The organism is Streptomyces sparsogenes subsp. cuspidosporus (assembly GCF_039532705.1).
Lineage (GTDB): Bacteria > Actinomycetota > Actinomycetes > Streptomycetales > Streptomycetaceae > Streptomyces > Streptomyces sparsogenes.
Window position 1 is genome coordinate 79,875 of record NZ_BAAASD010000009.1, and the last position, 18,606, is coordinate 98,480.

Annotated in this window: 12 protein-coding genes and 1 pseudogene; 9 read left to right on the top strand and 4 right to left on the bottom strand. The window is 73.5% G+C overall.

Annotated elements, in window-relative coordinates:
• Positions 1 to 111 precede the first annotated feature (111 nt).
• From ABFY07_RS13990 to ABFY07_RS14005, 4 genes are all read left to right on the top strand, one after another.
• Entirely contained in the window at positions 112 to 2,904 is a 2,793-nt protein-coding gene (locus tag ABFY07_RS13990) for an ATP-binding cassette domain-containing protein (protein ID WP_346174810.1), read from the top strand.
• 168 nt (positions 2,905 to 3,072) lie between these two features.
• Positions 3,073 to 4,023: a FadR/GntR family transcriptional regulator gene (locus tag ABFY07_RS13995; RefSeq protein ID WP_346174811.1), complete on the top strand. Its 951-nt coding sequence runs from the start codon at positions 3,073 to 3,075 to the stop codon at positions 4,021 to 4,023.
• 454 nt (positions 4,024 to 4,477) lie between these two features.
• Positions 4,478 to 6,043: an RNA polymerase sigma factor gene (locus tag ABFY07_RS14000; RefSeq protein WP_281182490.1), complete on the top strand. Its 1,566-nt coding sequence runs from the start codon at positions 4,478 to 4,480 to the stop codon at positions 6,041 to 6,043.
• Positions 6,044 to 6,228: 185 nt separating this feature from the next.
• Positions 6,229 to 7,059 (top strand): S1 family peptidase, encoded by an 831-nt coding sequence (locus ABFY07_RS14005; protein WP_346174812.1) that lies wholly within the window; start codon positions 6,229 to 6,231, stop codon positions 7,057 to 7,059.
• A 185-nt stretch (positions 7,060 to 7,244) separates the two neighbouring features.
• Here ABFY07_RS14005 and ABFY07_RS14010 read toward each other — a convergent pair whose 3' ends face one another.
• Positions 7,245 to 7,475: a DUF7455 domain-containing protein gene (locus ABFY07_RS14010; RefSeq protein ID WP_346174813.1), complete on the bottom strand. Its 231-nt coding sequence runs from the start codon at positions 7,473 to 7,475 to the stop codon at positions 7,245 to 7,247.
• Positions 7,476 to 7,917: 442 nt separating this feature from the next.
• On the opposite strand from ABFY07_RS14010, the gene ABFY07_RS14015 reads away from it, so the two are divergent.
• The 5 genes and pseudogenes from ABFY07_RS14015 (at position 7,918) to ABFY07_RS14035 (ending at position 14,485) form a co-directional block, all read left to right on the top strand.
• On the top strand, positions 7,918 to 10,050 hold the full coding sequence (locus tag ABFY07_RS14015) for a DNA gyrase/topoisomerase IV subunit B (RefSeq protein ID WP_346174814.1): 2,133 nt from the start codon (positions 7,918 to 7,920) through the stop codon (positions 10,048 to 10,050).
• 211 nt (positions 10,051 to 10,261) lie between these two features.
• The gene (locus ABFY07_RS14020) at positions 10,262 to 11,413 is read left to right on the top strand and encodes a sensor histidine kinase (RefSeq protein ID WP_346174815.1); all 1,152 of its coding nucleotides are present in this window, start codon (positions 10,262 to 10,264) and stop codon (positions 11,411 to 11,413) included.
• Positions 11,414 to 11,459: 46 nt separating this feature from the next.
• A pseudogene (locus ABFY07_RS14025) lies at positions 11,460 to 12,182 on the top strand (response regulator); the annotation flags it as partial.
• Positions 12,183 to 12,434: 252 nt separating this feature from the next.
• The gene (locus tag ABFY07_RS14030) at positions 12,435 to 12,881 is read left to right on the top strand and encodes a DUF485 domain-containing protein (protein ID WP_346174912.1); all 447 of its coding nucleotides are present in this window, start codon (positions 12,435 to 12,437) and stop codon (positions 12,879 to 12,881) included.
• Positions 12,878 to 14,485, top strand: a complete 1,608-nt coding sequence (locus ABFY07_RS14035) for a solute symporter family protein (protein WP_346174816.1) — start codon at positions 12,878 to 12,880, stop codon at positions 14,483 to 14,485. Before ABFY07_RS14030 ends, ABFY07_RS14035 begins: the two co-directional genes overlap by 4 nt.
• Before the next feature lie 72 nt (positions 14,486 to 14,557).
• On the opposite strand, the gene ABFY07_RS14040 is transcribed toward ABFY07_RS14035, so the two are convergent.
• The 3 genes from ABFY07_RS14040 to ABFY07_RS14050 all read right to left on the bottom strand — a co-directional run bounded on the left by ABFY07_RS14040 (position 14,558) and on the right by ABFY07_RS14050 (position 18,326).
• Positions 14,558 to 15,259, bottom strand: a complete 702-nt coding sequence (locus ABFY07_RS14040; RefSeq protein WP_346174817.1) for a response regulator — start codon at positions 15,257 to 15,259, stop codon at positions 14,558 to 14,560.
• A 99-nt stretch (positions 15,260 to 15,358) separates the two neighbouring features.
• Positions 15,359 to 17,029, bottom strand: coding sequence for an ATP-binding protein (locus tag ABFY07_RS14045; protein WP_346174818.1), 1,671 nt, complete (start codon positions 17,027 to 17,029; stop codon positions 15,359 to 15,361).
• A gap of 307 nt (positions 17,030 to 17,336) precedes the next feature.
• Complete coding sequence (locus ABFY07_RS14050) at positions 17,337 to 18,326, bottom strand: sucrase ferredoxin (RefSeq protein ID WP_346174819.1); 990 nt, start codon at positions 18,324 to 18,326, stop codon at positions 17,337 to 17,339.
• Between the last annotated feature and the right edge of the window lie 280 nt (positions 18,327 to 18,606).

Consider the following 18,606-nt stretch of genomic DNA (forward strand, 5'->3'; position numbering starts at 1 on the left):
CTCGACAGGGGGTGTAGATACCGACGAAATAGGACATAGCGGGTTACCGTGCTCCGGTACGTCACCAGTCCCCACGTGCCACGAGCGGTTCCATGCCCCGCGGGAGAAGCCATGATTCAGGCCACCGGACTGACCAGCACCCCCCGCCGCAACCGTCCGCCTGTCGTCGACGATCTCACCTTCGAGGCCCCACCGGGCCGTGTGACCGCCCTGTTCGGCGGTCCCGGCGCGGGCAAGACCAGCGCGCTGAGGCTTCTGCTGCAGCTCGACCGGGGCCACGGTGCCGTCTTCTTCCGGGGCCGCCCGCTCCACCGCATCCGGCGCCCGGCCCGGGAGATCGGGGTCCTTCTGGAGGACGTGCCGGGCCACCCCGGGCGCACCGCGCGCGGTCACCTCAGGATGCTCGGGGCCGCCGTCGGGGTACCCGCGGCGCGCGCGGACGCAGTGCTGGACGCGGTCGGCCTCACCGAGCTGGCCGACGAGCGCATCGGGGACCTGGCTGCCGGCATGGAGCGGCGCCTCGGGCTCGCCACGGCCCTCCTGGGAGACCCGCACACGCTCGTTCTCGACGCGCCCACGCGCGGTCTGTCCACCCGGGAGACCGTCTGGATGCACGGCCTGCTGCGGCAGTTCGCCGGGAAGGGTGGTGCCGTCCTCGTCACCGACCGGGACCCGGAGAACGTCACCCGCCTCGCCGACCAGGTCCTCACCCTGGAGGGCGGTCGGCTCATCGCCGACCAGCCGGTCGAGGAGTTCGCGCGCACCCGGCTGCGCCCCCGCGTCGCCGTGCTCTCGCCGGTGGCCGGGCGGCTGGCCGCCGTGCTGGAGGAGGAAGCGGGCGCCGCCGAGCCGGCCGTCCAGCCGCCGTGCCCACCCGGAGCGGAGGCCGGCGAGGCCGACAAGGGGAAGGCCGCTGCGGCGAGCGGGGTGGAGCCGCTGAGCGGTACTGGGGCCGGGGAGGGGTCCGGTCCCCGCGCCCACCGTGCCAGTGAGGCGGGGGCAAGCGTGGAGGGGCCGGAGCCCGAGGCGGCGGCCGGAGGAGAGGCACAGGTCGGGGCGTCGGCCCCGGCGGGGGGTGAGAGCGCCGCGGGGGAGCCCGGTGCCCGGGCTGATCACGGGACCGCGTCGCCCGGTGCGGCAGCCGCTGACGGAGCGGCGGGCGAGGGTGTGGCGGAAGGCGGATCCGGTGTCGCCACCGGATCCGCCCCCCGCAGCGCGCAGTCGCGCGCAGCCGATGCCGCGCCCGTCGCCGGCCCAGCGTCTGCGGGTGGGCCCGCGCCTGCCGCTGCACCGGCCTCCGCCGTCGGCCCCGCGCCCGCCGCTGCATCGGCGTCCGCCGCGGGCCCCGGCTCGGTAGCCGTGCCCGCGCCGGCTGCGGACGCGATGCCGAGTGCCGGGCCCGGGCCCGTGCCTGCGCCCGTCGCTGATTCGGCGCCTGCTGCCACGTCCGCGTGCGCCGCTGCATCGGGGTCCGCCGTGGGTTCCGACTCCGTAGCCGTGCCTGCGCCTGCCGCCGACGCGATGCCGGCTGCCGGGTCCGTGCCTGGTGCCACGTCCGGCCCCGCTACCGGCCCCACCCCCGCCGCTGTGCCTGTGCCTGCCGTCGATTCGGCGCCTGCTGCCATGTCCGCGTGCGCCGCTGCATCGGGGTCCGCCGTGGGTTCCGACTCCGTCCTCGTGCCCACACCCGCCGCCGACGCGATGCCGGCTGCCGGGCATATGCCTGCTGCCACGCCCGGCCCCGCCACCGGCCCCGCGTCCGTCGCTGTGCCTGCGCCTGCCGCCGATCCGGCGGGCGCCGACGGCCCGGCGCCCGCTGCCGTGTCCGCGTCCGCCCCCGGCTCGGCGTCGGCCGGCGGATCCGCCCCTGCCGCCGTGCCCGTGGCCGTGTCCGCGCCTGCCGCTGGGGCCCCGGGGGGTGGGCGGCTGTCGGTGGTGCGGGAGGACGAGACACGCATCTCCGTCTACGGGCTGTCCTGCGCGGCCGTCGGCGAGACCGCGTACCGCCACGGCATCGTCGTGCACCGGCTGGTCGAGGAGACCGCCGACCTCGGTCCGCGGGCCGTGGGCGGGGACACCGCCGCCCGCGATCCCCGGGCCACCCCGCCCCGGGCGCTGCCGAGGCTGCCGCTGCCCGGCCCGGCCTGGCCGCTGCGCTATGAGCTGCGCCGCGCCACCGGCGTACGCACCGGCTGGCTGATCGCCGTCGCGGCCCTCGTGGCCTCCCTCCTGGGCTCCGTGCTGCTCGCCCGGGCGGGCGGGGCGGGGGAGCTGCACCGGATCACCGGCTGGCCCACCGACGTGCCCCTGCCACCGGTGGCGATCGCGGCCGGGCTGCTGGGCGCGCTGTCCTTCGGGGAGGAGTTCCGCTACCCGGCGCTGGCCCCGGCCCGGGACACGGTGCCGCGCCGGCTCGGCCTGCTGATGGCCAAGTTCCTGGTGTGCGCGGTCGGCGCCCTGCTGCTCTGCTTCGCCGTCCTCGCCCTCGACGGTGCGGCGCTCCTGCTGCTGGTCGGCGGGGACGCGGTGCCGCTCCCGGGCGACTGGCCGCTGCTGATGGCGAGCGTGTGCGCCCTGGCGGTCGGCTCGAGCTGGGCCGGGCTGATGGCGGCGGCGGTCTTCCGGTCCACCGCGCTCGGCCTGGCGACGCTGCTGGCGGTGCCCATCCTGGCGGTGCCGGTCGTACAGCGCGCCTTGGCCGAGCCGTCGGTGCGCTCGCTCGTCGGGCTGCCGCACCGGCTGCGGGCGGAGGCGCTCGACCAACCGCACTCCATGGTCGACCGCCTCCTGGCGCTCGCCCTGCGGCTGGCGTCCCAGCCCGTGGGACAGGCGCTCGTGCTCTCGCTGGCCGTGCTGCTGTGCGCGTACGCCCTCACCGGGTTGCGCGGCCGGGCCCGGCAGTAGCGCGGACCCCGCCCCCGACACCGCCCCGCCCGGCGCGGGCGGGGCGGTGGACCAAGCCGGGGGCGGTTCCGCGGGCTCATCGCGGGAAGTGGTCGCAAGTCCCCGAAGGTTGCCGGTTTCTGTCCGATTCAGCGTCAATTATGAGGTAATGGGCGATCACCCTTTCGTGTGCTTTTCACCAAAGACCTCAAGGGCTTCCGGAGCGTCGCCGACAAAGGATGCGTGAGTACCCTTGCGCACACCACGATGACCGCGGCTCGCCCCGCCGATTCCGGCCTCGCCGGCCCGGGCGAGCTTGACCGCTACCCCTTCGCCGACACCCCCATGGGCGACCGCGGCAGCGCCCCCTCCTGGGACGGCGCCGACGCCGAGATCGGCCGAGTGGGCCGACGCGCGGCCGGCAACCGGGGCCGCGGGCTGCACGGCCAACTCGTCCAACAGCTGGGCCAGATGATCGTCTCCGGCGATCTGGGGGCCGACCGCCCGCTCGTCCCCGAGGAGATCGGCCAGCGCTTCGAGGTCTCCCGCACCGTGGTGCGGGAATCGCTGCGCGTCCTGGAGGCCAAGGGCCTGGTCAGCGCCCGCCCCAACGTGGGCACCCGGGTCCGCCCCGTCAGCGACTGGAACCTCCTGGATCCGGACATCATCGAGTGGCGGGCCTTCGGGCCGCAGCGCGACGACCAGCGCCGCGAGCTGTGCGAGCTGCGCTGGACCATCGAGCCGCTCGCCGCCCGTCTCGCCGCCGGCTCGGGCCGGGAGGACGTGCAGCAGCGGCTCGCCGACATGGCCGAGATCATGGGCCATGCGCTGGGGCAGGGCGACGCCCTGACCTTCTCGCGCGCCGACGCCGAGTTCCACGCCCTGATGCTGCAGGTCGCGGGCAATCGGATGCTGGAGCACCTGGCGGGCATCGTCGCCGCCGCGCTGCACGTCTCCGGCGCCCCGGTGACCGGCTGCGACCGGCTGACCGAGGCCGGGGTGGGTCACCACCGCCGGATCGTCGAGGCCATCGGGGCCGGTGACGCCGCGGCGGCGGAGGCCGCGATGCGCCAGCTGCTGACCGTCCACCCCGATCTCGACCACGCCGAGGTGGGGGTGCCCGCGCCGCGCGAGCACTGACCCGCGGACCGCGGCGTACGGCGTACGGGCGCGGCGTCGCCGGAACCCGCCCCGCGGGTTCGGCGACGCGACGCCACGGACGACGCCATGGGTGATGCCGCAGAGGCGATCACGCCGTGACGCCATGGATGGAGCCACAGACGTGGGTGCGGCGGTGCGCGGCGGTGTGGGGCGGTGCGGGAGCGGAGCATGATCAACTGGCGCCGATCTGTCCGTTGGGTAGGCATTACGGCCGTTATGGGGTGTGACTCGGGACACGAGGAATGGGCGTAACGCTCTTTGGGGCAGCGCGATGATTAAAGAGGTGGCAGCCGCAGAGGGAATACCGGCGTCGCTCGCGACGCTGTAATCCACCCGCAGCACTCCGCCCGCGCCGTCGGTTCATCCTGCCGGCGGTCGTCGGCTCCAGTCCCCAGCGGACCGGGCCGGAAGCCGTTTCCATCGTTCCGAGAGGTTGTTCGTGTCGGCCAGCACATCCCGTACGCTCCCGCCGGAGATCGCCGAGTCCGAGTCTGTCATGGCGCTCATCGAGCGGGGAAAGGCTGAGGGGCAGATCGCCGGCGATGACGTGCGTCGGGCCTTCGAGGCTGACCAGATTCCGCCAACCCAGTGGAAGAACGTTCTGCGCAGCCTCAACCAGATCCTCGACGAGGAGGGTGTGACGCTGATGGTCAGTGCCGCAGAGGCGCCCAAGCGCACCCGCAAGAGCGTCGCAGCGAAGAGTCCGGCAAAGCGCACCGCCACCAAGACCGTCACGGCCAAGACGGTCCCCGCGAAGAAGACCCCTGCCGCCGCTCCGGCCGTCCCGGCGGCCGACGCGGGAGACGGCGTGGCCGGCGAGGCCGCGGCGACCCCCGCGAAGAAGGCCGCGGCCAAGAAGGCCACGGCCAAGAAGACGGTGGCCAAGAAGACCGCCGCGAAGAAGACGGCGGTGAAGAAGACCACCGCCAAGAAGGACCCGGACGAGCTCCTCGAGGGAGAGGACGTCCTCGAGGACGCTCCCGGCAAGCCCGGAGTCGAGGGCGCGGAGGGCGAGCCCGAGAACCAGGGCTTCGTGCTCTCCGACGAGGACGAGGACGACGCCCCGGCGCAGCAGGTCGCCGCGGCCGGCGCGACCGCCGACCCGGTCAAGGACTACCTGAAGCAGATCGGCAAGGTCCCCCTGCTCAACGCCGAGCAGGAGGTCGAGCTCGCCAAGCGCATCGAGGCCGGTCTGTTCGCCGAGGACAAGCTCGCCAACTCCGACAAGCTCGCCCCCAAGCTCAAGCGCGAGCTGGAGATCATCGCCGAGGACGGCCGCCGGGCCAAGAACCACCTCCTGGAGGCCAACCTCCGTCTGGTGGTCTCCCTGGCCAAGCGCTACACCGGCCGCGGCATGCTCTTCCTGGACCTGATCCAGGAGGGCAACCTGGGTCTGATCCGCGCCGTCGAGAAGTTCGACTACACCAAGGGCTACAAGTTCTCCACCTACGCCACCTGGTGGATCCGTCAGGCGATCACCCGAGCGATGGCCGACCAGGCCCGCACCATCCGCATCCCGGTGCACATGGTCGAGGTCATCAACAAGCTCGCGCGGGTGCAGCGCCAGATGCTCCAGGACCTGGGCCGCGAGCCCACCCCGGAGGAGCTGGCCAAGGAGCTCGACATGACCCCCGAGAAGGTCATCGAGGTCCAGAAGTACGGCCGCGAGCCGATCTCCCTCCACACCCCGCTGGGTGAGGACGGCGACAGCGAGTTCGGTGATCTGATCGAGGACTCGGAGGCGGTCGTTCCGGCCGATGCGGTGAGCTTCACGCTGCTGCAGGAGCAGCTGCACTCCGTTCTCGACACGCTCAGCGAGCGCGAGGCGGGCGTGGTCTCCATGCGCTTCGGCCTGACCGACGGCCAGCCGAAGACGCTCGACGAGATCGGCAAGGTCTACGGCGTGACGCGCGAGCGCATCCGGCAGATCGAGTCGAAGACGATGTCGAAGCTGCGCCACCCGTCGCGGTCCCAGGTCCTCCGCGACTACCTGGACTGATCCCGCACCGACGGACCGCCGCTGCACGGCACAGCGCGAAGGCCGGGCCCTCCTCAGGGCCCGGCCTTCGCGCTGTGCCGTGCTGTTTGTGGGCGCCGTCCCCGTTCGGCCGCTCCCAGGATGCGGAACGGCGGGAGCTGGGTGACTGTGGGTGTGCGACGCGCTCCTTACGGTCAGGAGGCTGAATGCGTAGGTCGCTTTCCGCCCTGTTCGCCTTTCTCGCTGCCCCGCTGGTCACCGCCCTGGCCATGCTGGTGATCCTGCCTCCCCCGGCGACCGCCGACCGCACGGTGGTCGGCGGTCAGCCCGCCCATACCGCCCTGGCGCCCTGGGCGGTGGCGCTGGGGAGCCGGGAGCGCTTCGGTGAAGCGCGCTCGGGCCAGTTCTGCGGCGGGGTCGTGGTGGGCCCCACCACGGTGCTCACGGCGGCGCACTGCCTGAGCCGCGATGTGCTCGGCGTGGACTGGCGCGAGGTCCATGACCTCCGCGTGATCATCGGCCGGGACGATCTGCGCGGCAGCGGAGGGGTGGAGATGGCGCCGCGCTGGGTCTGGATCAATCCGGGCTACGACCGGATCGGCAGGTCGGGGGATGTCGCGGTGCTCACCCTCCCCAGACGGCTGCCCCGGATCTACGGCATCGCCATGGCACCCGACGGGGACCGGGCCTATGAGCCGGGAGCGCGGGCGGCGGTGTACGGCTGGGGCGATACGCGGGGTAACGGCAGCTACGCCTCGACGCTGCGGGCCACCCGGGTGCGGGTGCTGCCGGACGAGGCGTGCGAGGAGGCCTACCCGGGAGACGTGGAGGGGGAGTACCGCGCGGATTCCATGATGTGCGCGGGGTTGCCGGCCGGCGGCCGGGACGCCTGCCAGGGGGACAGCGGCGGGCCGCTGGTCGCCCGGGGGAAGCTGGTGGGGCTGGTGTCCTGGGGAGGCGGCTGCGCGGAGGCGGGGCGGCCCGGTGTCTATACGCGCATTTCGGCGGTGCTGTCGATGATGACCGCCTCGGGGTGACGCCTGGGGCTGACGCCTCAGGGTGACCTCCTGGGGCTGACGTCTCGGGGTCTCCCCCTCGGGTGATCGTCTTGGCGATCGCCGGACAGACCGAGAGACGAGGACGGGCGGCCTCCCATGGGGGAAGGCCGCCCGAGGTCCCGGCCCTGGGCCGGTGTCGCTCGTCGTCGTTCGGATGTGAGGCGTCAGCGTTCGTCGTCGGACGCGGACGCCGGGACGGCGGTCAGCCGCTCGGTCTCGTCCTGTATCTCCACGGCGATCTTCTTGAGTTCCGGCTCGAACTTACGCCCGTGGTGGGCGCAGAAGAGCAGTTCACCACCGCTTGCCAGCACGACGCGCAGGTACGCCTGGGCGCCGCAGCGGTCGCAGCGGTCAGCGGCCGTCAGGGGGCTCGCGGGGGTCAGAACAGTAGTCACGTCGCCTCTTCTCTAGCTCGACGAGCTGTCGTACCAGGGTCAACATCCAACCAAGCCGAAAACGTTCCCGCTCGTGGCTTTTTCTCAAAAATTGCTTCTGAGTAGACCGGATGGTGACGGTTGGCGGCGAATGAGCCGTATTGCGTGGGTTTACGGTTTCACGTCGCTTGTCGGATTTGTCCTCCCGGCCGGGTTGCCGGTTGTTGGTGAGGACGTGCCCGGAGCCTAAATGGTTCATGCCTGAAAGGGAACGTGATGTTTGTGTCACCCCATCGAGGGATCGAACGTACGAGCGAGAGTCAAGGAGTCTGGACTAGCATGGACGTTCCCATGGGTGGCGGCACAAAGGCTCTATCAGGCCTCGGTACGCTCTGACGGGCGACCCTGCCACCAAGTCGGCCCGCAGCCGGGCCAATCAGAAATTCAGCGAGGAGCGAACCGCGTGACCGCCGACACGTCCGTGCCGTCCACTGCGCTGCTGACCGGAGCAGACCGGGGCGGCTCCAACTACACCGCGCGGCACCTGCTCGTCCTGGAGGGGCTCGAAGCGGTACGCAAGCGTCCCGGCATGTACATCGGCTCGACGGACAGCCGTGGCCTCATGCACTGCCTCTGGGAGATCATCGACAACTCGGTCGACGAGGCGCTCGGGGGCTACTGCGACCGCATCGAGGTGATCCTGCACGACGACGGCTCGGTGGAGGTCCGGGACAACGGCCGCGGCATCCCGGTCGACATCGAGCCCAAGACCGGCCTGTCGGGCGTCGAGCTCGTGATGACCAAGCTGCACGCCGGCGGCAAGTTCGGGGGCGGCTCGTACGCGGCCTCCGGCGGTCTGCACGGCGTCGGCGCCTCCGTGGTGAACGCGCTGTCCTCCCGGCTCGACGTGGAGGTGGACCGGGACGGCAAGACCCACTCGATCAGCTTCCGCCGCGGCGTCCCCGGCATCTTTACCGAATCGGGCCCCGAGGCGCCCTTCGACCCGTCCAGCGGTCTCCTCAAGGGCAAGCGGATCCCCAAGACCCGCACCGGCACCCGCACCCGCTACTGGGCGGACCGGCAGATCTTCCTCAAGGACGCCAAGCTCTCCCTGGAGACGCTGTACGCGCGTGCCCGCCAGACCGCCTTCCTGGTGCCGGGCCTGACGCTGATCGTCCGGGACGAGCGGACCGCAGAGGCCCGCGACGGCGCCGGCGGCCCGTCCGAAGAGGTTTTCCGTTTCGACGGCGGCATCAGCGAGTTCTGCGAGTACCTGGCGCAGGACAAGGCCGTCTGTGACGTGCTGCGGCTGTCCGGGCAGGGCACCTTCAAGGAGACCGTCCCGGTCCTGGACGAGCGCGGCCACATGACGCCGACCGAGATCACCCGGGAGCTCGGTGTCGACATCGCGCTGCGCTGGGGCACCGGCTACGACACCACCGTGAAGTCCTTCGTCAACATCATCGCCACCCCGAAGGGCGGCACCCACGTCGCCGGCTTCGAGCGCTCGGTGACCAAGACGGTGAACGAGGTGCTGCGCGCCGCCAAGCTGCTGCGCGTCGCCGAGGACGACGTCGTCAAGGATGACGCGATGGAGGGCCTCACCGCGGTCGTCACCGTGCGGCTGGCGGAGCCGCAGTTCGAGGGGCAGACCAAGGAGGTGCTGGGCACCTCCGCCGCCTCCCGGATCGTGGCCAACGTGGTCGCCAAGGAGCTCAAGGCGTTCCTCACCTCCACCAAGCGGGACGCCAAGCAGCAGGCCCGCGCCGTCCTGGAGAAGATCGTCGCGGCCGCCCGCACCCGCATCGCGGCCCGCCAGCACAAGGAGGCGCAGCGCCGCAAGACGGCGCTGGAGTCCTCCTCGCTGCCCGCCAAGCTCGCCGACTGCCGCAGCGACGACGTGGACCGCAGCGAGCTGTTCATCGTCGAGGGAGACTCGGCGCTCGGCACGGCCAAGCTCGCCCGGAACTCCGAGTTCCAGGCGCTGCTGCCGATCCGCGGCAAGATCCTCAACGTTCAGAAGGCGTCGATCTCCGACATGCTGAAGAACGCCGAGTGCGGCTCGATCATCCAGGTCATAGGGGCGGGCTCGGGCCGGACTTTCGACATCGACCAGGCCCGCTACGGCAAGGTGATCTTCCTCGCCGACGCCGATGTCGACGGCGCGCACATCCGCATCCTGCTGCTCACGCTGTTCCAGCGCTACATGCGGCCGATGGTCGAGCAGGGACGGGTCTTCTCGGCCGTGCCGCCGCTCCACCGGGTCGAGCTGGTCAACCCCAAGCGGGGGCAGGACAAGTACCTGTACACCTACTCGGACAACGAGCTCCAGGAGACGCTGCTGGATCTCCAGCGCCGGGGTGTCCGCTACAAGGATGGCATCCAGCGCTACAAGGGTCTGGGCGAGATGGACGCCGACCAGCTCGCGGAGACCACGATGGATCCGCGCCACCGCACGCTGCGGCGCATCAACATCAGCGACCTGGAGGCCGCCGAGCAGGTGTTCGATCTGCTGATGGGCAACGAGGTCGCGCCGCGCAAGGAGTTCATCACCAACTCGGCGGCGACCCTCGACCGGTCGCGCATCGACGCCTGACGCACTGTGCGCACCGCCCGACGTGCCTCTCCACCCGAGGGCGGCTCTCCACCCCCGGGTGGAGAGCCACGCTCCACCCGGCCCCGACTCAGGGCCGATCCGCGAGGCACGGCCGTTCCGTAGCGTGTGAGCGGCAGCGCCGTGGGCGACCGGAGCCGGGCTTCGACCCGTGCCCGGCCGACTCGCGCGGGATCCGGGGAGGGGAGGAACAATGCAGCGAGGGACGCGGTGGCCCTCGCGGCAGGCGCTCACGCGCCAGGGCGTACCCCCGGTCCGGCTGCTGATCAACGCGGGCATGGGGATCTTCGGAGCGAGCCTGCTGCTCTGGGACGTGGCGCGTGACGACGCCTTCCCGGGGTGGGCGCGGATCGCCCTGTTCGCGGCCGTGGCCGGCTGCGCGGCCCTGGTGTACGCGTTCCGCCGCGTCACCGTCGACCACCGGCTCGGCCCCGCCCTGGCCCTGCTCGCCCTGCTGCTCGCGGCGGGGGCCGGCCTCCGGGCCGTGGGAGCCGACACCCCGGCGGCCGCGGCGTGGATCGTCGGAGTGATCGTCTCGATGGAGCGGCTGCCGCTGGTGGTCGGCCTGCCCGCCGGAATCGTGGCCTCCGGCTCGTACGCGCTGCTCGGCGACGACAGCTTGCCGGCCGGTCTGGCCATGGGCGCGGGCTTCTTGCTCGTCGGCTACACGCTGCGGCTCGACGAGGAGGCGCGCGGCACCGGCTACCGGCTGCTCGAGCAGGAGCGGGCGGCGCGCCGGGCCGAGGCGCGGAGCGCGGCGCTCGCCGAGCGGACCAGGATCGCCCGGGAGATCCACGACGTGCTGGCGCACAGCCTGTCCGCGCAGCTCGTCCACCTGGAAGCGGCCAGACTGCTGGTCGAGCGCGGGGAGGACCGGGCCCTGGTGCTCCACCGGGTGGTGGCCGCCCGCAGGATGGCCCGCCACGGCCTGGCCGAGACCCGTCAGGCCCTGTACGCGCTGCGCGGCGAGACGGCGCCGGTCGAGGACTTCCTGCGGGAGGCGGCGGCGACCGAAGGGGCGCGGTTCGAGACGGAGGGCGAACGCCGGCGGCTGACCGCCGAGACGGGGCTCGCCGTCCGCAGGGTCGCGCAGGAGGCGCTGACCAACGTCCGCAAGCACGCGCCGGGCGCGCGGGTGACGGTGCGCTTCGCCTACCTGGAGGGCGAGGTGCTCCTCGAGATACGTAACGGCGCGGCGCGCGAGGCGCCCTCCGGCGGGCCGGCGGCGACCGGCGCCGGATACGGTCTGCGGGGGATGCGGGAGCGCGCGGAACTCCTCGGCGGCACGCTGGAGGCCGGGCCAGCCGAGGACGGCTTCCTGGTGCGCCTGCGGGCCCCGGCGTGACGGCGTGGCGGCGTGTCGGCGTACTGACGACTGGGGGACACGGGCGATGGACGAAGGACGCGGGCTCGCCGGCCCGAGGGCGGCGCGGGTGCTGGTCGTCGATGACCAGATCATGGTGCGCGAGGGCATCGTGCTGCTGCTGGGGCTGCTGCCCGGCATCGAGGTCGTCGGCGCGGCGGGGGACGGGGAGGACGCGCTGCGGTTGGTCGCGGAGCTCGCCCCGGACGTGGTGCTGATGGACCTGCGGATGCCCCGCTGCGACGGCGTCGAGGCCACCCGGCGCATCCGCGCCGGACACCCCTCGACACAGGTCGTGGTGGTGACGACCTACGCCGACGACGACTGGCTCTTCCCGGCCCTGCGGGCGGGCGCCCGCGGCTATGTGACCAAGGACGCGGGCGCGGAGGAGATCGCCCGCGCCATCGAGGACGTGGTCTCGGGCCAGGCCGCGCTGTCGCCAGGCGTCCAGCGACGGCTTTTGGAGCGACTGGTCGAGGGCGCGGAGGGAGCGGAGGGCGCCGCGGGCGGCGAGCCCCTGAAGGCCGCGCCCGCGAGGCGCGGCCCGCTGCCCGACGGGCTCACGCCCCGCGAGGCGGAGGTCCTCGCCCTGGTCGCCGAGGGCCTGGCCAACGCGGAGATCGCCCGCCGTCTGCGCATCGGTCAGGCGACCGTGAAGACGCACATCAACAACCTCTTCGCCAAGGCGGGGGTGCGCGACCGCGCCCAGGCCGTGCGCTACGCCTACCGGAGCGGGATCGCCCGGCCGCCCGGCCCCGACTCCGATCCCGAACCTGGCTCCGGACCCGGTGTCGGCCCGGGCCCCGGGCCTGGTGTCAGCCGGGGCCCCGGACCTGGTCTCAGTCCGAGCCACGGACCCGCGACCGGTCCGGGTTCCGGGACGTTCGTCACCTGAGTCACCTGATGGGGTGAAGGTCCGGTATTGAGGGGGCCGGGAACTCCTACGCCGTCCATCCTTGGCACGCGGCCAATGCGGCAGTGAGCAAGGAGTGTTCGGGTGGACATGCAGCACAACGCGCGTGACGCCGGGGCGGTCGAGCTGGGCGACCCCTGGTACGACACGGTCGCCTCCGGCTGGGGCGAGGACGACACCGGCGGCGGCTCCCGGCGCGCCCGCCCGCCCGCCGCCGCGGACGTCTACACCGAGGTTCACGGCAGCGCCGCGTTCCAGGAAGTGCGCAGACGCTACCGCCGCTTCGTCTTCCCCGCGACCACCGTCTTCTTCCTCTGGTACCTCGCGTATGTCGTCGCGGCGACCACCGCGCCCGATCTGATGGGCCGTCCCGTGGTCGGCGCGCTGAATGTCGCGATGCTCGCCGGGCTCGCCCAGTTCGCCACCACCTTCCTGCTGACCTGGGCGTATGCCCGCCATGCGCGGCTGCGCCGGGACCGGGTCGCGCTGGAGCTCCGATGGGTCACGCAGGAGATGATGCGGGGGCACGGCCGATGACCGGCAATCAACAGAGCCTGGCGCTGCTGCTCTTCGGGGTGTTCGTCGCCGCCACCCTCGCCATCACCACCTGGGCGGGCCGCCGCAGGCACGGCTCCCCGGAGGAGTTCTACGCGGGCGGGCGGCTGTTCTCCCCCATGGAGAACGGCTTCGCCATCGCGGGTGACTACATGTCGGCCGCCTCCTTCCTCGGCATCTCCGGCCTCATCGCCCTCTTCGGCTACGACGGCGTGCTCTACTGCGTCGGCTTCTTCGTCGCCTGGCTCGTGGTGCTGCTGTTGGTCGCCGAGCTGGTCCGCAACTGCGGCCGCTTCACCCTCGCCGACGTGCTGGCCGCGCGGATGGGCAGGCCACCGGTCCGGATCGCCGCGGGCGTCTCCTCCGTCACCGTGTGTGTGCTCTACCTCGTCGCCCAGATGGTCGGGGCGGGCAGTCTGATCGCCCTGCTGATCGGCGAGACGGGGCCGCGCGCCCGCGCCTGGACGGTCATCGGCGTGGGCACCCTGATGGTGATCTTCGTGGCGCTCGGCGGGATGCGCGCCACCACCTGGATCCAGATCGTCAAGGCGGTGCTGCTGATGGCCGGGGCGGCCACGCTCACCGCCCTGGTCCTGGTCCGCTTCCACGGCGATGTGGACGCGCTGCTCAGCGCGGCGGCGCGGCACAGCGGACACGGCCGGGACTTCCTCGCCCCGGGGCTGAAGTACGGAGGCGGCTGGACCGCGCGGCTGGACTTCATCAGCCTCGGGCTCGCCCTCGTGCTCGGCACCGCCGGGCTGCCGCACATCCTCTCCCGCTTCTACACGGTGCCCACCGCGCGGGCCGCCCGTCGCTCGGTCATCTGGTCCATCGGACTGATCGGCGGCTTCTACCTGATGACGATCGTGCTCGGCTTCGGCGCGGCCGCCGTGCTGGGCAGCGACGCCGTACGGACCTCCAACCCGGCCGGGAACACGGCCGTCCCGCTGCTCGCGCTGGACCTCGGCGGGGGCGCCGGGTCGACCGGGGGCACGGTGCTGTTCGCCACGGTCGCCGCCGTCGCGTTCGCCACCATCCTCGCCGTGGTCGCCGGGATCACCCTCGCCTCCTCCGCCTCGGTCGCCCATGACCTGTACGCCTCGCTGAGCCGCCGCGCGGAGCGCACGCCGCGCAGCGAGGTCGCGGTCGCGCGGATCGCGGCCGTCGGGATCGGGGCGGCCGCCATCGGGCTCGGCCTGCTCGCCCAGGACCTCAATGTGGCCTTCCTGGTCGGGCTGGCCTTCGCGGTCGCCGCCTCGGCAAACCTGCCGGTGCTGCTCTACTCGCTCTTCTGGCGGCGCTTCACCACGCGCGGCGCGGTGTGGTCCGTGTACGGAGGGCTGCTTCCGGCGGTCGTGCTGGTAGTGCTCTCGCCGGTGGTCTCCGGGGGCCCGGAGGCGATCTTCCCGGGAGTGGACTTCCATGTCTTCCCGCTGGAGAATCCGGGCCTCGTCTCCGTCCCGCTCGGGTTCCTCGCCGGCTGGCTCGGCACGGTCGTCTCACCGCGGGGCGCCGGGGCCATCGGCAACGAGGCCAAGTACGCCGAGACGGAGGTACGGGCCCTCACGGGGGCCGGCGCGGCCTGAGCGGGGCCCCCGGCGCCCGCGGCGCCCGTCCGTCCGCCGGGGCCGCCGCGCTCACCCCCCCGGCGGCCCGCCTCACACCCAGACGTAGCGGTGTTCCGGGCGGCCCGTCTCGCCGTACTTCAGACTGAGCCGGACCCGGCCCGTGCGCTCCAGGAGCTTGAGATAGCGCTGCGCGGTCTGCCGGCTGAGCGATGACCGCTCGGCGACCTCCTGCGCCGACAGCGGGCCCTCGGCACCCCGCAGCACCTCCCGCACCAGGTCGGCCGTGAGCGCGGAGTGACCCTTGGGCAGCTCCGCCGGGCCGGCCGCGGCGCCGCCCAGGGCCCCGAAGATCCGGTCGACCTGGTCCTGACCGGCCTCGCCGCCGCCCTCCAGGGCGCGGCGCAGCGCCGCGTAGCCCTGCAGCTTGGCCCGCAGCCCCGCGAAGGTGAAGGGCTTGACCAGGTACTGCAGCGCGCCGTGGCGCATCGCCGCCTGCACGGTCGCGATGTCGCGGGCGGCGGTGACCATGATGATGTCGGTGTGGTGGCCGCGCTCGCGCAGCCGCCGCACCAGCGCGAGGCCCGTCTCGTCCGGCAGATAGTGGTCGAGCAGCACCAGGTCGACCTCGGCGCGGTCCAGGAAGGCCAGCGCCTCGGCGGCCGTGTGGCTCCGCCCCACGACGCGGAAGCCGGGCACCTTCTCCACGTACGCCGCGTTCACCCGGGCCACGCGCACATCGTCGTCCACGACCAGCACGCCGATCGAGCCGCCCGCGGCGTTCACATCCGTCACCCCCGTCACCTCCGTCCCCTGCGCATCGCTGTCACCCACGTGTCTCTGTCACCCACGTGTCCCTGCCACTTATGTGTCCCCGTCACCTGTGCATCTCCGTCATCGCGGCTCTCCTGTCGCGCTCAGCCGGGCCCTGTCCGGCTGCACGGCCAGGGCCTCGGGCAGCACCACCGTGAACTCCGCGCCCCCGCCGTCCCGGTCGGCCACCCGCACCCTGCCGCCCTGCCGCTCGGCGAGGCGGCGCACTAGGGCCAGGCCGATGCCGCGCTTGCGGTGCGCGGGCGGCTCCTTGGTCGACCAGCCCTCGGCGAAGACGACGTCGCGGCGGTCGGCGGGGATGCCCGGCCCGCTGTCGGAGACCCGCAGCACCACCGTGGTGCCGTCGGCGGACAGCTCCACCTCGATCAGCGGATCGGCCGACCCGGCCGCCGCGTCCAGCGCGTTGTCGATGAGGTTGCCCACGATCGTCACCAGGCCCGGCGGGTCCACCAGCCGGTCGGGCAGCAGCGTCTCCTCGGCGATGCGCAGCGACACACCGCGCTCCGCGGCGACCGTGGCCTTGCCGACCAGCAGAGCGGCGAGCAGCGGGTCGTGGACGCGCTCGGTGACCTGCTCGGCGGTGGCCCGGTGCACGCCGACCGCCTCGGTGACGAACTCCACGGCCTCCTCGTACAGCTCGAGCTCCAGCAGCCCGAGGAGGGTGTGCAGGTGGTTGGCGTGCTCGTGGTCCTGGGCGCGCAGCGCGTCGATCAGCCCCCGGGTGCCGTCCAGCTCGCGGCCCAGCCGCTCCAGCTCGGTGCGGTCGCGCAGGGTGGCCACGGCCCCGCCGTCGTCCGTCGGCATCCGGTTGGCGACCAGCACCCGGCCGCCGCTGACGGTCAGCAGATCCGATCCGGTGACCCGGCCGGCGAGCACATCGGTCGTGCGGCCCGGCGGCAGCACCTCGTCCAGCGGCCGCCCGGTGGCCTCGGCGTGCAGGTCGAGGAGGCGCTGGGCCTCGTCGTTGATGAGCCGGACACGGCCGCGCGCGTCGAGGGCGACCACCCCCTCGCGGATGCCGTGCAGCATGGCCTCGCGCTCGGCGAGCAGCGCGGAGATGTCGGAGAACGCCAGGTCGTGGGTGCGGCGCCGGAGCCTGCGCGCCACCACGTACGCCGCCAGCGCGCCCACCGCGAGCGCGCCGCCCGCGTACGCCAGCAGCCCCGGCACCGCGCCCAGGAGCCGGTCGCGCACGCTCTGGTACGAGATGCCGACCGACACGGCGCCGACGATGCGGCCGTCCTTGTCGCGCAGCGGGACCTTGCCGCGGGCGGACCTGCCGAGCGTTCCGTTGTCGATCTCCATGACCTCCCGGCCGGCGAGGGCGTCGCTGGGGTCGGTGGAGACATGCCGGCCGATCTCCTCCGAGGAGGTGTGGGACCAGCGCACCCCCCGGGTGTCCATGATTACGACGTACTCGGCGCCGGTCGCCCGGCGGATCCGCTCCGCCTGGGCCTGGACCGGGCCGTAGGGGGTGGGGCGGGTGTGCTCGAGCGCCTCGCTCAGGTTCGGGGCGGAGGCCGTGGTCTGGGCGATGGCGAGGGCGCGGCGCATCGCCTGGTCGTCCAGCTGGGAGCCGAGCCGGGCGAGGAAGAGCCCGGTCGCCAGCACGATGACGCCCGTCGCGATGGTCAGCTGCATCAGCAGCACCTGGGAGAAGACACGTCGGGGCCAGCCGATGCGCCACCTCGGGGCCTCGGCGCGCGGCCCCCGGGGTATCGCGGCGCTCATGAAGGGAGGGTAACCAAGCGCGGATGCGCGGCACGGCGGCAGGCCCGGGCGGCAGGCTCCCGGCCGGGCGGTGCCGGGGCCCGGGGCGGCCCGGCCGGGAGGTCCGGGCCCGGGCGCCCCGGCTGCCGGGCTGTGGAGCGGCCGGGGCGCCCGGGTTGTCGGGTTGCTGGTCGGCCGGGCTGCCCGGGGTGTTGGGGTGCCGGGTTGTTGGGCTGCTGGTCGGCCGGGCTGTCCGGGCGGCTGGGCTGCTGGGCGCCCCGGCGGGTGGCTCAGCCGGGCGCCCCGGCGCCCCCGGCGGGGAAGGGGATCAGCCGGGCGCCCCGGCGGCGACGGTCGGGGCCACCCGCTCGGTGCGTACCGCCCGCACGCCGACGACCTCCATCCGGGCCGGGGAACCCAGCGCCGCCCCGCAGCTCTCCGGGCGCGGCGGCGCGGCGGCGACCTGCATGACGTCGACCCGCCAGCGCCGTCCGTCGGCATGCCCGACGGTCACGGTCCAGGCGGGGGCGGCGCCCTCGGCCCGCAGCACGGTCAGCGCGTCGGGGCCCGCCTCGCCGGTCAGCTCGCGGACCGCCAGCTCGGCGGCCTGGCCAGGGCGGTCCCATGTGGACCGGCCGCGGCAGTTTTCGGTGACGACCCGGCCGGCACGCAGCCCGTCCAGGACGTCCCGCACGGACCGCGCGGTGGCCCTTCCGTAGGTGTATCCGTACGGCAGCACCACGAGCGTCGGCGCGAAGCGGTGGCCGCCGAGATGGGTGACCTCCCAGGTGCCGCGCGCGCCGGAGGCGGTGAGCTCGCCGGCCAGCGGTCGGCCGAGGAGGGCGCAGCAGCGGTCGCGCTTGCCGTTGGTGCACACCAGGACCAGGGGATCGCCCGTGTACTCCTCCCACCCCCGCTGTCCCGCCCGGCCGGGGCTCGTGGTGACGGGGCGCAGGCCGCGCGGGTCGCCCGCGCCGAGCGCGGCGAAGTCGAGGGCGAGCAGCCGCTCGGGCTCGGTGAGGGTGGTGGTGCGGATCCAGGAGTCCCCCGGGCGGGTGTGCGCGACGAAGACGCGCTGCCGCGCGGGGGTGTGGCAGTCGGCGTGCCGTCCGGGGCGCCGGATCAGCGCGACCCGGACGCCGGTCCCCTTGGCGGCGCGCTCCAGCGCGCGGCCGACGGCCGGGGCCAGATGGCTGGCGGTCAGCGCCTCGGCGCCCCAGGGGCCGGGCTGCTCGAGCAGAAGCCAGGTGGTGGCGGTGGCCGCCGTCCCTGCGAGCGGCTCGGACAGGTCGCGGGAAGCGGTCGTGCACGAGATCACGAAGGTAAGCCTAACCTCTCCTGCGATCTCTGGCTTCCGGTGGCGCGCGTAGGGAGACGACAGGCCGCCGTGCGCCCCGTACGGGCGGGCCGCGAGGCCGGGGGTCGAGGATGCCCAGCGCCGACGGGGGCTCGCAGGGCCGTGGGGTGAACTCGCGGCGAGCGCGGCTCGGATCGGCGCGGCGGCCTCGCACGACACCTCGGGCGTCCGCCGCACCCGGCACGTACCTGCCCCGCCTGGACCAGCGGCCGTTTCGGGTCGGGGCGCGGGGCGGGCGCGC

Coding starts and splice junctions, on each gene's coding strand:
- ABFY07_RS13990 (WP_346174810.1), top strand. CDS start 112: ATGATTCAGGCCACCGGACTGACCAGCACCCCCCGCCGCAACCGTCCG.
- ABFY07_RS14005 (WP_346174812.1), top strand. CDS start 6,229: ATGCGTAGGTCGCTTTCCGCCCTGTTCGCCTTTCTCGCTGCCCCGCTG.
- ABFY07_RS14020 (WP_346174815.1), top strand. CDS start 10,262: ATGCAGCGAGGGACGCGGTGGCCCTCGCGGCAGGCGCTCACGCGCCAG.
- ABFY07_RS14030 (WP_346174912.1), top strand. CDS start 12,435: ATGCAGCACAACGCGCGTGACGCCGGGGCGGTCGAGCTGGGCGACCCC.
- ABFY07_RS14035 (WP_346174816.1), top strand. CDS start 12,878: ATGACCGGCAATCAACAGAGCCTGGCGCTGCTGCTCTTCGGGGTGTTC.
- ABFY07_RS14045 (WP_346174818.1), bottom strand. CDS start 17,029: ATGAGCGCCGCGATACCCCGGGGGCCGCGCGCCGAGGCCCCGAGGTGG.